Genomic DNA, 15213 nt, shown 5'->3' with positions numbered 1-15213 from the left:
TGCCCCGCTAGCCGGCGGTTTGCCGGCGTCCCCGTCTCACAACCATGTTGACCGCCCCTCTGCCGTGTTGACCCGCCGTGCCACGCACGGCATACCGTTGGGCCACTGCGGCACGTCGGAAAATAAGGGGAGCCGGCGCGCCTCCGACATTTTGAATTGCGCATCGCGATTTCCGGAAATCGAAACCGATTTTCGGGCCGATGCGCGGAGGGAGGAAATGCATGGCAGGGCTGCTCGCTCTATCCAGAACGATCGACCGTGTGAACGAGTTCATCGGCAGATGGGTGTCGTGGCTGATCCTGCTGGCGATCCTGGTCAGCGCCGGCAACGCGATCATCCGCAAGGTCTTCGACATATCGTCGAACGCGTGGCTTGAATTGCAATGGTATCTGTTCGGCGCCGCCTTCATGCTGGCCGCCGCCTATACGCTGAAGCAGAACGACCATATCCGCATCGACATCGTCTACGGCATGTTCTCGCGCCGGGTGCAGCACTGGATCGACCTGCTCGGTCACACGCTGTTCCTGATGCCGTTCGTCACCCTGATGGTGATCTATTTCGTTCCCTATGTGTCGTTGTCCTTCCGCAGCGGCGAAATGTCGACCAATGCCGGCGGGCTGATCGTCTGGCCGGCGAAGGCGATCCTGCTTGTCGGCTTCTTCCTGCTGGCGCTGCAGGGCATTTCCGAGATCATCAAGAAGATAGCCATCATGCGCGGTGACATGGACGATCCCAATCCGTTCATTTCTGCGCATGAGCAGGCCGAACTCGAGGCGAAGGCACTCGCCGAAGAAGCCAAGGCGCTGGCCGGCGAGGTGCGTCCATGATCGAGTTCATCGCCCAGAACATGGCGCCGATCATGTTCGCCTCGCTGATCATCTTCCTTTTGATCGGCTACCCCGTCGCTTTCTCGCTCGCAGCCAACGGGCTGCTGTTTTTCGGCATCGGCGTATTGCTGTCGTCTCATTCGGGCGGGGCGATAACACTCGACTGGCCACTTCTGTATGCGCTGCCGGAAAACTTCTACGGCAACCGGGTGATGTCGAACGACACGCTGCTGGCGATCCCGTTCTTTACCTTCATGGGCATCGTGCTGGAGCGATCCGGCATGGCCGAGGACCTGCTCGACACGATCGGCCAGCTGTTCGGGCCGATCCGCGGCGGCCTTGCCTATGCCGTCATTTTCGTCGGCGCGCTGCTTGCGGCGACCACCGGTGTCGTGGCGGCGTCGGTCATCGCCATGGGCCTGATCTCGCTGCCGATCATGCTGCGCTACGGCTATGACCGCCGTGTGGCGTCGGGCGTCATCGCGGCGTCGGGCACGCTCGCGCAGATCATCCCGCCCTCGCTGGTGCTGATCGTGCTCGCCGACCAGTTGGGACGCTCGGTCGGCGACATGTATGCCGGCGCGCTGATTCCCGGCCTCGTGCTCACCGGCATCTACATGCTCTACATCCTGATCATGTCGATCGTCCGGCCGAAATCGATGCCGGCCCTGCCGCTCGAAGCCCGCACGCTCGGCCATGGCGTGGTGTCGCTGATCGTGGCGCTGGCGGTTGCGGTCGCTGTGTCCTACGCCGCCTATCGCTATCTGGCGCCGGCGCATGGCGACAATGCCGACATTCTCGGCGCCTGCGTTGGCGTGATCCTGATCTATGTCGTGGCGATTGCCGACAAGGGCCTGAACATCAACATGATGTCCCGGCTGGCGCAGCAGGTGATCATCGTGCTGATCCCGCCGTTGGCGCTGATCTTCCTGGTGCTCGGCACCATCTTCCTCGGCATCGCCACCCCGACCGAGGGCGGCGCCATGGGCTCCGTCGGCGCATTGATCATGGCGGCGGCAAAGGGGCGGCTGTCGCTGGACGTCATCAAGCAGGCGCTGGCCTCGACGACCAGGCTGTCCTCCTTCGTGCTGTTCATCCTGATCGGCGCGCGCGTTTTCTCGCTGACCTTTTACGGCGTCAACGGTCAAAGATGGGTCGAACATCTCTTGATCTCACTGCCCGGCGGCGAGGTCGGCTTCCTGATCGGCGTCAACGCGCTGGTCTTCGTGCTGGCCTTCTTCCTCGATTTCTTCGAGCTCGCCTTCATCATCGTGCCGCTGCTGGCGCCAGCCGCCGACAAGCTCGGCATCGACCTGATCTGGTTCGGTGTGCTGCTCGGCGTCAACATGCAGACCTCCTTCATGCATCCGCCTTTCGGCTTCGCGCTGTTCTACCTGCGCTCGGTCGCCGCGCGCGTGCCCTATCTCGACCGCATCACTGGCAAGCAGATCGCGCCGGTCACCACCGGCCAGATCTATTGGGGTGCGGTGCCCTTCGTCTGCATCCAGGTGATCATGATCGGGCTCACCATCGCCTTCCCGCAAATGGTGATGCACTACAAGGGCGCGGCGGTTGATCCGGGCACGATCGACATCCAGTTGCCGCAGATGCCGGGCCTGTCGCCGCTCGGCACGCCGCCGGCGGATGGCGCCGCGGCTCCGGCCTCTGGCGGGGCGGCACCGGCAGCGCCGGCCACCGACCTGTCCCAGCCACCGAGCTTCGGAGACACGCCGCCCGCCACGCCGGCGGCACCGGCGCCCGATCTGTCGCAGCCGCCGAACTTCAATTGATGGGGGAGGCCCGACAGTTATGAAAGCGGTTCGCCTCGAGGCTGTCGGCAGCATAGCGCTGCGCGAGGTCGACAAGCCGTCGGCCGGTGCGGACGATCTGCTGGTGCGGATCGAGGCCTGCGGCGTCTGCGGTACCGATCGCCATCTCTTCCACGGCGAGTTTCCCTGCAAGCCGCCGGTAACGCCCGGGCATGAGTTTTCGGGCATCGTCGAAGCGGTCGGGTCGTCGGTGATCGGCTTCTCCGTCGGCGACCGCGTCACCGGGGATCCCAACATCGCTTGCGGACGATGCCCGCATTGCCATGCCGGGCGGGTCAACCTCTGCCGCAATCTCAATGCCATCGGCATTCATCGCGACGGCGGCTTCGCCGATTATGTCGTGATGCCGCAGAAGCAGGCCTTCCTTCTGCCGGCGAGCCTCAAGCCGACGCATGGCGCATTCTGCGAGCCGTTGGCGTGCTGCCTGCACGGCGTCGACCTCGCCGCGATCAAGCCGGGCGGCTCGGTCGTCGTGCTGGGTGGCGGCGTCATCGGCCTGCTCACCGTGCAATTGGCAAGGCTTGCCGGGGCGAAGACCATCGTGCTGTCGACACGCCAGGCCTCGCGCCGCGCGCTCGCCGAGGAGCTCGGCGCGACGGCCTCAGTCGATCCAGGCGCCGGCGACGTTATCGATGCCATTGCCGGACCAGACGGGCTGGTGCCGGGCGGTGCCGACGTGGTGTTCGAATGCGCCGGCGTGCGCGATACGGTCGAGCAGTCGTTGCGGCTGGCGAAGGCCGGCGGCACCGTCGTCATCGTCGGCGTCGTGCCGCAAGGCATGCAGGTGGCGTTCGAGCCCTTCGACCTGCTGTTTCGCGAATTGAAGGTTCTGGGCTCCTTCCTCAACCCCTACACCCACGGCCGCGCCGCCGACCTCATCGCCTCGGGCGCGATCGAGGTCGACCGGCTGATGTCGAGACAGGTATCGCTCGAGGAGGCGCCGGCGGTGATCGCCAATCCGCCCGCGCCGGGCGAGGTCAAGGTGCTGGTGGTGCCAGGCTGAACAAGGCGCCTGCAAAGCCCGGGGTGAACAATCGCCGAAGTCTGCGCCGCCCCTCATCCCCCTGCCGGGACCTTCTCCCCGTATAGTGACGGGGAGAAGGGGCTAAATCCCAGCCTACAGCTTGCCCTGGCGCTGCTGGACCATCATGAAGGTGTCGTAATTGTACTCGGCCACCTGGGCCCAGAGATAGTGCTCCTTGCGGAAGCCCTTGATCGACTCCCAGATCTTCTTGAACGGCGCGTTCGAGGCTTCCATCTCGGCGTAAACCTCGTTCGCCTTCTCGAAGCAGGCGGCCATGATCTCCTGGCTGAACGGCTGCAGCTTGGCGCCGCCGGCCACCAGCCGCTTCACCGCCGCCGGATTGAGGAAGTCGTATTTCTGCAGCATGTTGGCGTCGGTTGCCTGCGCCGCGGTCCGCACCAGCGATTTGTAGGACGCCGGCAGCTCTTCATACTTGGCCTTGTTGAACATCAGGTGGACGGTCGGGCCGCCTTCCCACCAGCCGGGATAGTAGTAGTAGGGCGCCACCTTGTAGAAGCCGAGCTTCTCGTCGTCATAGGGGCCGACCCATTCCGCGGCGTCGATGGTGCCTTTCTCCAGCGCCGGGTAGATGTCGCCGCCGGCGATCTGCTGCGGCACGACGCCGAGCTTGGCCACGACCTTGCCGGCAAAGCCGCCGATGCGCATCTTCAGCCCGGAGAGGTCGGCGACGGTGTTGATCTGCTTGCGGAACCAGCCGCCCATCTGCACGCCGGTATTGCCGCCCGGCAGGCCGAAAAGCCCCTGCGTGGCGAGGAATTCGTTGAACAGGTCGATGCCCCCGCCATGGTAGTGCCAGGCATTGATGCCGCGCGCGTTGAGCGAGAACGGCACCGCCGCGCCCAGCGCCCATGTCGGGTCCTTGCCCCAGTAGTAGTATGCAACCGTATGGCAGGCCTCGACGGTGCCGGCGGCGGTCGCATCCGCTGCCTGCAGGCCGGGAACCAGCTCGCCGGCGGCGAACACCTGGACCTGGAAATTGCCGTCGGTCGCTTCCGACAGCATCTTGGAGAACACTTCGGCGCCGCCATAGATCGTGTCGAGCGACTTCGGGAAGGACGACGCCAGCCGCCACGTCACCTTCGGATTGGACTGGGCGATTGCCGGAGCGGCAAGCGTGGCCGCCGCCGCCGCGGCGCCGACGCCGGTTACGCCGGCCTTGCGGATGAATGAACGACGATCCATGAAGTTCCTCCCTTTTGGATCAACAGACCAACTTTCGGGGGAATCCTCGATACCCCGGCTCGGCCTGGGCGAGACAATACACGGGCGACAGGTCGAGTCCAGCGCGGCGGCGGCGCCTGGCAGCTGCATTGCCGGGAAATCCGCGGGCCTGGGCAAGAACCTGCAACTATAGTCTAACGGCCAGCGGCGTGGCCCATACGACGCGCCGAAACTTGTCATGGAAAAGCGCCTTGGGATCGCCTATTTTGTAGGCAGAATAGTTCCTTAGCTCTCAACGGAAACCGGATCCAAAATGCAGCAGCCGCTCGTCGCCATCTCGACCGACGTCCGCCAATTCGACAACTACACCTGGCATGCTGCCCCGCAGCAATATCTGGAAGCCGCGCTCGTCGGCGCCGGCGTGTTTCCGCTGCTGGTGCCGTCCTTTGGCGACCGGCTCGACTTCGACGAACTCTTGTCGTCGGTCGACGGGGTCATGGTCACCGGCTCGAAGTCCAATGTGCATCCCTCGCTCTACGGCGGCGATGCCAGCGAGCGGAACGGCCCCTACGATCCGGCCCGCGATTCGACCACGCTGCCGCTGATCCGCAAGGCGATCGAGCGCGGTGTGCCGCTGCTCGCCATCTGCCGCGGCATCCAGGAGCTGAACGTGGCGCTGGGCGGAACGCTGGGCACCGAGATCCAGGAGCGCGAGGGATCGCTCGACCACCGCGCGCCGGTGAGCGACAATCAGGACGAGCGCTTCGCCATCCACCAGACGATTTCGATCAAGCCCGGCAGCTGCCTCGCCGGCGTCTTCGGCGCGGGCGAGATCAAGGTCAATTCACTGCATCGCCAGGGAATCGACCGCCTCGGGTCGAAACTGCAGGTCGAGGCGCTCGCCGCCGACGGGACGGTCGAGGCGGTGTCGGTTCGCGACGCCCGCGCGTTCGCGGTCGGCGTTCAGTGGCATCCCGAATATTGGGTCAAGTCGGACGACAACTCGGCCAGGATTTTCCGCGCCTTCGGCGATGCCGTGCGCCTGCATGCGGCGGCGAAAGCCGGCGTCCGCGCGGCGGCGGAGTAGGTCTGCCCAACCTCAATCGTGGTTCAGCGCCAGAAGCGGCGTGACCGGCGCGTAGGATTCGTAGCCGTCGCCATCGGCCACGCTGAAGGTGACGATCGGATCGATGCCGTTCGCGCTGAAGGCCACCGTGCCGTCGGCCTCTTCGCGCCAGAATTTCGCCCGCTCAATGCCGGGCAAAAGCTTGCGGCAGTTGGGGCCGACCGTCAGCAGCGTCAGCCCGCCCGATACCGCGGCGCCGCGCCGGACGGCGCAAGCCGCTTCGTCGCCATTGGCCGTCAATCGGTAGGTGCTCGACGGGGCCGTTTCGCCGGCGATGCTTTCGCCGCTGCCGGCGTGATAGAGCTGGGCGCCACCCGCCACCGCGGCAACCGCCACCAAAACGGGAAGCACTTTCACCCTGTCTCTCCGTACATTGAGCGCGCCGGCGCGCCTCAAACCTGGCCGACCATTCGGCCTGCCTATGCATAACGAAGTATGCATAGTGATTCCAAATGGTTAACCGTTCGCTAAGAACTATGGCGGGGCCGACCGGGGTCAACCGCGCGGCTTGATACCTCAACCGTCTCCGGCACCGGGGTCAGCGGCCGGCGCTCGCTGAACCAGGAGATGAGATTGTCGACGCACAGATCCGCCATGGCGCGACGTGTGTGCTCCGACGCCGAGCCGACATGCGGAAGCAGCGAAGTATTGGGCGCCTCGAGCAGCGCCCTCGGCACGTTCGGTTCGTCGGCAAAGACATCGAGTCCGGCGGCGGCGATGGTGCCGTTGGCAAGGGCGGCGGCAAGCGCAGCCTCGTCCACCGTGCTGCCGCGGCCGATGTTGACGAAGACGCCGTTCGGGCCGAGCGCCGACAGGATCTCGGCATTGATCGCTTTCTCCGTCGCGGCGCCGCCCGGCGCGATGCAAATCAGCGTGTCGACCGCCTCGGCCAGGCCTTTCAGGGTCGCGTGGTAGCCGTAGGGCAGGCCCTCAACCTTGCGGCGGTTGTGGTAGGAGACCGGCAGGGCGAAAGCCTCCAGCCGGCGGGCGACCGCGAGGCCGATGCGGCCCATGCCGAAGATGCCAACGCTGCGGCCGCGCAAGGTGAGCCGGCTCAGCGGGTAGTGGCCGGTCTTCACCCAGCCGCCGTCGCGCAGCCATTTCTCGGCGGCGTACATTTCGCGCACGGTGTTGATCAGCAGACCGATCGTGGTGTCGGCGACCTCCTCGGTCAGCACGTCCGGCGTGTTGGTCACCATGATGCCGTTTTGCCCGGCATGGCGGGCGTCGACCGAATCATAGCCGACGCCGAAATTCGCGATGATCTCGAGCCGGGGCAGTGCGTCCATCAGGGCTGCGTTGATGCCGCCGAAGCAGGCGATGCCGCGCACCGTCTCGCGCATCTCGTCGGTGACCAGCGACGGATCGGCCCGCTCGATCCCGATCCGCCGGAACGTGCGATCGATGCGGCCGACGGCATGGTCGTTGAAATGGCCGGGCACCAGGATGGCGACCGGCTGCTGTTCGGTCTTGGTCATGCCCGCTCCACCGGCTTGCCGGTCGACTGGCGCACATGCAGTTCCGGCTTGATCAGTTCCTGCGACGGCCGCACCGTCTGTCCATTCAGCTTGTCGAGCAGCGCGCTGGCGGCGCGGCGGCCGACCTCGCGCTGGCCGTTCCAGACCGTCGTCAATGCCGGTGTCGCGATTGCCGCCTCCTCGAGATCGTCATAGCCGGTGACCGAGATGTCGACGCCCGGCACCAGGCCGGCGCGGGCGATGCCGTTCATCAGTCCGATGGCGACGAGATCGTTCCAGCAGCAGGCGGCGGTCGGCTTGTCTTTCAGCGCCAAGAACTGGCCAGCGGCCTCGAAACCGGCCTGTTTGGTGCGCGGGCCGGCGATGCGCCAGGACGGCCTGACCTCCAGCCCCGCCGCCTCCATGGCGTTGAGATAACCCTGGTAGCGGTCGCGGCCGGTCGACGTCTGGTCGGTGCCGCCGATCATGGCGATGCGCTTGTGGCCGAGCGAGATCAGGTGGTTGGTGGCCAGCGCCGTGCCATAGGCGTCGTCGCCGCGGAAGACCGGCACGTCGGCCCCGGCGACGCTGCGCGCGATCAGCACCGCCGGCAGGCCGTTGTCCTCGGCCATGACGATGTCCTCGGCTGGTGTGCCGATGGCCGGCGACATGATGACGCCGTCGGCGCCGAGCTGCAGCAGCGTGTCGATGAAGGTGCGCTGCTTTTCGAGCTGGTCGTAGTGGTTGGACAGAATGAAGGTCTGGCGGCTGCGGTCGAGTTCGCTTTCGATCGAGCGCAGGATCTCGGCGAAGAACGGGTTCATGATGTCGTGCACGACGACGCCGACAATGCCGGAGCGCGAGGTGCGCAGGCTGGCGGCGCGGCGATTGTAGATATAGCCGATGGCGCGGGCGTGTTCCTTGATGCGGTCGCGTGTGCTGCCCGCCACCAGCGGGCTGTCGCGCAGCGCCAGCGACACCGTGGCCGTGGACACGCCGAGCGCATCCGCGATCGTCGAAAGCTTGATCTTCTGTGCCAGCCCTTCGCTCCCCGAACCGATTTAAACTGTTTAAAGGCGGCTCTTATGCCATCGATCCCCGGCAAATCAAAGTTTTTTTGCCAGGGCTTCGGCCTCCGCATCCAGCGTGGCGCTGTTGCGCAGGCGAAGCCGGTGTTCGCGATGGATGATGTAAAGGCCGCTGGCGACGATGATTGCAGCCCCCAGCAGCGTCCAGCGGTCGGGAAACTGGTTGAAGATGATCCAGCCGGAAATGATCATCCACACCATCTGCGAATAAGGGTAGGGGGCGAGCGCCGTGGTGGTCGCCAGGCGATAGGCCTGTACCAGCAGCCAATGGCCGGTGGCGCCGAACACGCCGAGCATCAGGAGGATCAACCAGTGCCACGCGTCATGCGGCAACGACACTGAGAACGGCAGCATGGGCAACAGCAGCACGGCCGGCGCCAGTGCCGAGAACAGGATCAGGCTTTCCGAGCTTTCCGTAGCCGACATGCGGCGGGTCATGATGACATAGAAGCTGTTCGACAGCATCGAGCCGAGCGCGAAGAGATGGCCGATGCCGAACACGCCGACGCCCGGCCGGGTGATGATCAGCACGCCGACGAAGCCGGTGAGGATCGCCAGCCAGCGCCGCCAGCCCGCCCACTCGCCGAGCAACGGACCGGCAAGCGCGGTGATCACCATCGGGCCGAAGAAGTAGATCGATGTTGTCTCCGCCAGTTGCAGGGTTCGCAGCGCGAAAATGTTGCTCATGGTCGAGCCGAACAGGAAGGCGCCGCGCAGGATATGCGCGGTCAGATTCCTGGCGCGAAAACGCGACGGCTCGCGCCAGCCGCGCAGGAAGACGCCGACAAGCAGCACATGAACGACGAAGCGAGCCCAGGCGACGATCAGCGCCGACACGCCGGCCAGCACCAGATACTTGCTGCTGGTGTCGAGAAAGGTGAAGCAGACGTACACGCACAGCATCAGCAGCATCGCCGCCGGCGGCGTTGCGCTGTCGTCTTGATTTTTGGGACTGCTCAAAGTCGGGCCGAGGAAAGGTAGACGCCACCTTTTGCGGCAATCGCCGCTGGCCGGCAAGCCAAAAGCGACTGGCCCAACAAGCGTCCCCGGACAGGCTCAGTCCAGGCGCTCTGTGGACCAGCGCCTGCTGGCTTCAATCATGACTGCATGCGGGCGCCCTTGACGATCTTGTCGACGAGCTTCTTCTCGGCACGCAGCGCGATGCCGACGACCCTGGCGTCATCGGGCGCGAATTCGGCGAAGACGGCGCGGTTGGCGGCGTCGTGCCCGGTCGAAAACATCTCCTCGACATAGGCCGATGTCGTCACGCCGCGCTCCAGCGCCCGGCGATGGATCGCATTCAGCGTCGGTCCGTCCGCCGACAGCACGATCACCGGCTGGATCGACAGCGGGTTGTAGATGTTGCCGGCACGGTCGCGGTAGGGCTCGCCGATGATCTCCGGGAACTGGGCGACGATGCCGCTGGTGAGGAAGGCGGTGACGTTGAGCTTTTGCCAGACGGCGAGATCGTCCCTGAGCACGATTGCAAATTTCGTATCGAACACCAAGATTCAAGTCTCCGGGAGACGGCCTGTGACAGGCCTGGATGAAGCGATGCCACACGATCTAGCCGCGGAGCCTGTGCAGGGTCTTGAACGTTCGTGCTCGGGCGAGGTCACCGGGGACCGTATCGTGTCGGCGCCGGCCGGCACCGGCATCGAGCGCATCGAGGCGCGCTTCCACGGCAATGCCTTCGAATTGCACCGCCACGACACCTATGCCATCGGCGTCACGCTGCATGGCGTCCAGCGCTTCCGCTATCGTGGCGCGCTGCGGCACAGCCTGCCCGGCCAGGTGATCGTGCTGCATCCCGACGAGTTGCACGATGGCGGCGCCGGCACGGAGGACGGACTGCGCTACAGGATCCTGTATCTCGAACCGTCGCTGCTCATCGATTGCCTGGACGGCGCGCCGTTGCCTTTCGTCGAGGATGCGGTGGTGAGCGACCCGGCGCTGCGCGGCACGCTGCTGTCGGCGCTGGCGCCGCTGGAGGAAGAATTGGACGAGCTGTTCGTCGCCGATTTCGTCGCCCGGCTGGCGCGGAACCTCGGTCGACATGCCGGGCAGCCGGCGAAGCCGATGGGAAAGACGGCGTGGCGCGCCGCAGCACTTGCGCGCGATTATCTCGAGGAGAATGCCGGACGGCCGGTGCGGTCAGGTGAGCTGGAAGCCGTTACCGGCCTCGACCGCTACGCGCTCTCGCGCCATTTTCGCGCCACTTACGCCACCAGCCCGCATCGCTTCCTCGTGATGCGCCGGCTGCAGCGGGCGCGCCGGATGATCGAGGTGGGTGAGCCGCTGGCCGAAATCGCCGTTGCCGCCGGCTTCAGCGACCAGAGCCATTTCAACCGACATTTCAAGAAGGCGTTCGGGCTAACGCCCGGGCGTTGGTCGAGCTTGGTGCAAAGCGCGACGCGCAGCGTCGTCGCTCCACACACCCACGTTGGCATTGTTCCGTAAGCGCGACGCGCAGCGTCGTCGCTCCACACATCCACGTTGGCATTGTTCCGTAAGCGCGACGCGCAGCGTCGTCGCTCAACCGCGAGACGCCCTGTGATGATAGCTCTCAGGCGCGACGCGCAGCGTCGTCGCCCTTTCCGCTAAGCCGCCGATGCTTGGGTGCTACTTGAAGCGACCATGCTCACCGCGTCGCTGGTTAAAGGGCAACGCTGGCGCAATGCGACGACGCTTCGCGTCGAGCTTACGCGTCGCTGCGAGTCGACGCTGACGCGTCGCTCGTTAATCATCCAGCTCGGCGTCGTCGTCGATGAGCACCAGATCTTCGTTCGAAAGATTGGCTTCGACCCGGGCGAGCAGTTTGAACAGCGCCTTCTGGTCCTTCTTGTCGAGGCCCTTCAGCGCCTGCTTCTCGGTCTTCTTCACCGACTTCTCGATGGCGTGGATGATGTCGCGGCCGGTATCGGTGAGGAAGATGTGGGCCTGGCGGGCATCGGCGTTGGAGGCGCGCTTTTCGAGAAAACCCTGCGCCTGCAACCGGTTGATGGTCTTGGTGATGGTCGGTGGGCGCACCCCCAGGCGGCCGGCAAGGTTGCCGGGCGTCTGGCCGTCCTCGCGGTCGAGCGCCAGCATGATCTGGTCCTGCCCGGCATAGAAACCATGCGCCAGAAGACGCGCGGCGAGCGCCGTGCGCGCCAGTCGCGCCGCCGAATGCAGCCGGCTCATTGTCGCTGTCTTGTCCGCCTTGGCCATGGTCATCCCTCTTCGGCCGAACCGGTGCCGACAGCATAGAGGCTGCCTGCCGGTTGGCAATCGACGATCAAAAAGAATCCGGCTTGCAGAACAGCTTTGCCGGCAAGCATTGCGATGTCCGCCGAGGTGATGCCAGATGTTTATTTCAGTTAGATGACAAACGACTTTTCCCCTTGGGGAAGGCTTTCCGGCGGGCGCGTCGAGGCGTGCAAAACCGAGCCTCAGCCGGACTTCACCGCGACGACAAGCAGCGCCTGGTAGGCGTCCGCCGCCTCGCGCAAGGCCGCCTGCAACAGCGGTCCCGCGCGTCTCGCGATGCCGTCCCGCGCATTCGACGTGTCGCGCTTGCCGGCGCGCTCTGCATAGGGCGGCACGGTCGCAAAGATCTGATCGCTGAGCGCGTCGGGGAAGAACAGCTGGCCGGTCATCGTCGAGCTGTCGTCCAGGAAGATCTTGAAGTGGATATGGGTGGTGCGGCCGCGATACCACCCGGGATAGATGGTGGCGAAGGACACGATGCCGCTTTCGTCCGTCTTCTGCCAGCCGCGCAGGAAAGTCTGGCCTGACGTGTCGACATCCTGGCCGTCGCCCTGGCCCGGATAGCCGGAATAATGGCCTTGCGCGTCGCTATGCCAGACATCGACGCGCGCCCCTGCCAGCGGCCGGCAGGTGGCATCGACCACCTGCAGCTTTACGGTGAGGCCGACCCCGCTCTTTCCCTCGGCGATGTCGGCACGTTCGAGTTTCGGGTCGAAATAGAACGGCCCCTCGGTCGCCTCGGGCGTGATGGCGCAAACGCCGCCGCCGGCATCGAAAAGGGCAAGCCCGGCATAGGACGAAACCTGCGCTGCTGGCGCGGTGGACGGCATAAAGCTGCCGCCGCCGGCGGTGACGGCAATCAGGCCGAGCGCCCGGCGCCGGGAGATTGGCAAGGAAGCTCGCTTGTCGGACATCTGGCGCCTTTCCGGCCTGCTGCCTGGCCCATCGGTTTGCCGCGTGCAAATGCGTGGCACACACCCTATATGGAGCCGACACTCCCCTTTTCGAAGCCCGGATTTGCCGAGGCAGGAAGACTTTTCGAGGCAAGACATGAGCCAAGCGCAGACGCAGATCCCCGTAACCGTGCTGACCGGCTACCTCGGCGCCGGCAAGACGACCCTGCTCAACCGCATCCTGTCGGAGAACCACGGCAGGCGCTATGCCGTCATCGTCAACGAGTTCGGCGAGATCGGCATCGACAACGACCTGATCGTGGAATCCGACGAGGAAATCTACGAGATGAACAATGGCTGCGTCTGCTGCACGGTGCGCGGCGACCTGATCCGCGTCGTCGAGGGCCTGATGCGCCGTCCCGGCCGCTTCGACGCCATCGTCGTCGAGACCACGGGCCTCGCCGATCCGGTGCCGGTGGCGCAGACCTTCTTCATGGACGACGATGTGCGTTCCAAGACCAAGCTCGACGCCGTGGTGGCGCTGGTCGACGCCAAGCACCTGCCGCTCAGGCTGAAGGATTCCAAGGAAGCCGAGGACCAGATCGCCTTCGCCGACGTGGTGGTGCTCAACAAGACCGACCTCGTCACGCCGGACGAACTCGCCAAGGTCGAGGCGACGATCCGCGCCATCAACCCGTCGGCCCGGATCCACCGTACCACGCGCGCCGGTGTCGCGCTGGCCGAGGTGCTCGATCGCGGCGCCTTCGACCTTGCCCGCGCGCTGGAGAACGACCCGCATTTCCTCGAAGCGCACGACCATGATCACGATCACCACGATCATGACCACCACGATCATGACCATGATCACCATCACCATGATCATGACCACGATCACGCGCATCCTTCCGATATCCATGACGTGACGGTGCAGTCGGTGTCGCTGCGCGGCGGCGAGATGGACCCGAAGAAGTTCTTCCCGTGGATCGAGAAGATCACCCAGATGGAAGGCCCCAACATCCTGCGGCTGAAAGGCATCATCGCGCTGAAAGGCGACGATGAGCGCTATGTCATCCAGGGCGTCCACATGATCATCGAGGGCGATCACCAGCGCGCCTGGAGGGATGGCGAGAAGCACGAGAGCCGGCTGGTCTTCATCGGCCGCGAGCTCGACGCCGAGCGGCTGCGCAAGAGCTTCGAGGCCTGCCAGGCGGCTTGAACGTTCGGGAGAGGACAGGCTGCTTAGGGCGATCGAAGCACTGCCAAGCATTCTGTAGCGACAATTTCCAACCGTTGGCGCCGCCCCTCATCCGCCTGCCGGCACCTTCTCCCCGTATTGTGACGGGGAGAAGAAGGCTGGCCGCGATGTCGACGCCTATTCTGTAGCGCTGAAGATTGGCGAGATCATCCGCGACAGCCCTCTTTCTCCCCGTCACTATACGGGGAGAAATGTCCGGCAGGACAATGAGGGGCGGCGCCATCGCTGGCGAATATCCCCCTCATGGTTGCCGGACGTACAAACGTCGAGTAAGCCGCCTTCTGCACTTTCACCAGACAAAGATAGCCATGCCCACTGTCGCCCCGCTTGATCTCGAAGGCCATTGCGTCGCCGCCGTCTTCCTCGGCGATGTGCCGCATTTCGCGCTCGCCGATGGCACAATCCACCGCCTCGACAACGGCCATAAGACCGTTCAGGCCAATGACGGACTGCTTGCCTCCTTTCACGATGCCGCCAATGACCGGCTGATCACCGGCGGCGAGGACGGCAAGGTCTTTTCGATCACCGCGGGCGGCAACGTTGAGGAACTGGCGAGCGCCGGCAGGAAATGGATCACCAGCATCGCCGCCGGCCCGCAGGGCGCGATTGCCTTTGCTTCGGGCAAGACCGCCTTCGTGCGCTTCGCCGACGGCAGGACCAAGGAATTCGCACACCCGCGCTCGGTCGAGGGACTTGCCTTCTCGCCCAAGGGCATGCGCTTCGGCGTCGCCCGCTACAATGGCGCGACGCTGCATTTCCCCGCCGCCGAGGGCAAGCCAGTGGAGCTCGAATGGGCCGGCGCCCATACCGGCATCACCTTCTCGCCGGACGGCGCCTTCCTCGTCACCACGATGCAGGAAAACGCGCTGCACGGCTGGAAGCTCGCCGACGCCAAGCACATGCGCATGAGCGGCTATCCGGCAAAGGTTAAAAGCCTGTCATGGGCGCCGAAGGGCAAATGGCTGGCGAGCTCGGGCGCGCCGGCGGCGATCGTCTGGCCGTTTACCGGCAAGGACGGCCCGATGGGCAAGGCGCCGCTGGAACTCGGCACGCGCGGCAACGCCATGGTGACCACGGTCGCCTGCCATCCGAGCCAGGATGTGGTGGCGATCGGCTATGACGACGGCATGGTGATGGCGGTGCGCTTCGCCGACGCCAAGGAAGTGCTGCTGCGCCGCCCGGGCAAGGGCGCCATCACCGCGATGATGTGGGACAGGCAAGAGCGCCGCGTCGTCTTCGGCAGCGCCGCCGGCGACTGCGGCGTCATCGATATTTCCGCATAG

The 15213-nt window shown here is 65.1% G+C and carries 15 protein-coding genes; 7 read left to right on the top strand and 8 right to left on the bottom strand.

Annotated features, from left to right (window positions below; all coding sequences use genetic code 11):
* The first annotated feature begins 221 nt into the window (after window positions 1-221).
* Genes PU724_RS18670 through PU724_RS18660 form a run of 3 tightly spaced genes read left to right on the top strand, consistent with a single transcriptional unit; the run spans window position 222 to window position 3659 of the window.
* Window positions 222-827, top strand: coding sequence for a TRAP transporter small permease subunit (locus PU724_RS18670; RefSeq protein WP_354420403.1), 606 nt, complete (start codon window positions 222-224; stop codon window positions 825-827).
* The gene (locus PU724_RS18665) at window positions 824-2617 is read left to right on the top strand and encodes a TRAP transporter large permease (protein ID WP_354420402.1); all 1794 of its coding nucleotides are present in this window, start codon (window positions 824-826) and stop codon (window positions 2615-2617) included. Before PU724_RS18670 ends, PU724_RS18665 begins: the two co-directional genes overlap by 4 nt.
* Window positions 2618-2636: 19 nt before the next feature.
* The gene (locus PU724_RS18660) at window positions 2637-3659 is read left to right on the top strand and encodes a zinc-dependent alcohol dehydrogenase family protein (RefSeq protein ID WP_354420401.1); all 1023 of its coding nucleotides are present in this window, start codon (window positions 2637-2639) and stop codon (window positions 3657-3659) included.
* A 114-nt stretch (window positions 3660-3773) separates the two neighbouring features.
* Here the strand turns inward: PU724_RS18660 and PU724_RS18655 are convergent, their stop codons facing one another.
* Window positions 3774-4883 (bottom strand): TRAP transporter substrate-binding protein, encoded by a 1110-nt coding sequence (locus tag PU724_RS18655; RefSeq protein WP_127287189.1) that lies wholly within the window; start codon window positions 4881-4883, stop codon window positions 3774-3776.
* Window positions 4884-5175: 292 nt separating this feature from the next.
* Between PU724_RS18655 and PU724_RS18650 the strand changes: the two genes are divergently transcribed.
* Complete coding sequence (locus PU724_RS18650) at window positions 5176-5949, top strand: gamma-glutamyl-gamma-aminobutyrate hydrolase family protein (protein ID WP_127309655.1); 774 nt, start codon at window positions 5176-5178, stop codon at window positions 5947-5949.
* A 12-nt stretch (window positions 5950-5961) separates the two neighbouring features.
* On the opposite strand, the gene PU724_RS18645 is transcribed toward PU724_RS18650, so the two are convergent.
* The 5 genes from PU724_RS18645 to PU724_RS18625 all read right to left on the bottom strand — a co-directional run bounded on the left by PU724_RS18645 (window position 5962) and on the right by PU724_RS18625 (window position 10038).
* Window positions 5962-6345, bottom strand: a complete 384-nt coding sequence (locus PU724_RS18645) for a hypothetical protein (RefSeq protein ID WP_292170615.1) — start codon at window positions 6343-6345, stop codon at window positions 5962-5964.
* Between the two features lie 110 nt (window positions 6346-6455).
* Entirely contained in the window at window positions 6456-7466 is a 1011-nt protein-coding gene (locus PU724_RS18640) for a 2-hydroxyacid dehydrogenase (RefSeq protein WP_354420400.1), read from the bottom strand.
* Window positions 7463-8485 carry a LacI family DNA-binding transcriptional regulator gene (locus PU724_RS18635; protein ID WP_127285869.1) on the bottom strand — a complete coding sequence of 341 codons (1023 nt, stop codon included), beginning with the start codon at window positions 8483-8485 and terminating at the stop codon, window positions 7463-7465. Before PU724_RS18635 ends, PU724_RS18640 begins: the two co-directional genes overlap by 4 nt.
* A gap of 66 nt (window positions 8486-8551) precedes the next feature.
* On the bottom strand, window positions 8552-9436 hold the full coding sequence (locus tag PU724_RS18630; protein WP_292170635.1) for a DMT family transporter: 885 nt from the start codon (window positions 9434-9436) through the stop codon (window positions 8552-8554).
* A 194-nt stretch (window positions 9437-9630) separates the two neighbouring features.
* Window positions 9631-10038, bottom strand: coding sequence for a DUF2000 family protein (locus tag PU724_RS18625; RefSeq protein ID WP_127285867.1), 408 nt, complete (start codon window positions 10036-10038; stop codon window positions 9631-9633).
* A gap of 49 nt (window positions 10039-10087) precedes the next feature.
* On the opposite strand from PU724_RS18625, the gene PU724_RS18620 reads away from it, so the two are divergent.
* Window positions 10088-10993: an AraC family transcriptional regulator gene (locus tag PU724_RS18620; protein WP_354420399.1), complete on the top strand. Its 906-nt coding sequence runs from the start codon at window positions 10088-10090 to the stop codon at window positions 10991-10993.
* A gap of 279 nt (window positions 10994-11272) precedes the next feature.
* Here PU724_RS18620 and PU724_RS18615 read toward each other — a convergent pair whose 3' ends face one another.
* On the bottom strand, window positions 11273-11743 hold the full coding sequence (locus PU724_RS18615) for a MarR family winged helix-turn-helix transcriptional regulator (RefSeq protein ID WP_127392660.1): 471 nt from the start codon (window positions 11741-11743) through the stop codon (window positions 11273-11275).
* 221 nt (window positions 11744-11964) lie between these two features.
* Window positions 11965-12696 carry an intradiol ring-cleavage dioxygenase gene (locus PU724_RS18610; protein WP_354420398.1) on the bottom strand — a complete coding sequence of 244 codons (732 nt, stop codon included), beginning with the start codon at window positions 12694-12696 and terminating at the stop codon, window positions 11965-11967.
* A gap of 136 nt (window positions 12697-12832) precedes the next feature.
* Here PU724_RS18610 and PU724_RS18605 point away from each other — a divergent pair, with 136 nt between their 5' ends.
* Complete coding sequence (locus tag PU724_RS18605) at window positions 12833-13891, top strand: CobW family GTP-binding protein (RefSeq protein WP_354420397.1); 1059 nt, start codon at window positions 12833-12835, stop codon at window positions 13889-13891.
* Window positions 13892-14238: 347 nt separating this feature from the next.
* The gene (locus PU724_RS18600; RefSeq protein ID WP_354420396.1) at window positions 14239-15213 is read left to right on the top strand and encodes a WD40 repeat domain-containing protein; all 975 of its coding nucleotides are present in this window, start codon (window positions 14239-14241) and stop codon (window positions 15211-15213) included.

This window comes from Mesorhizobium abyssinicae (genome assembly GCF_049887195.1).
GTDB classification, from domain to species: Bacteria; Pseudomonadota; Alphaproteobacteria; order Rhizobiales; family Rhizobiaceae; genus Mesorhizobium; species Mesorhizobium abyssinicae.
Note: the sequence above shows the minus strand (reverse complement) of the source record. Positions and strands in the feature narration are given on the sequence as shown.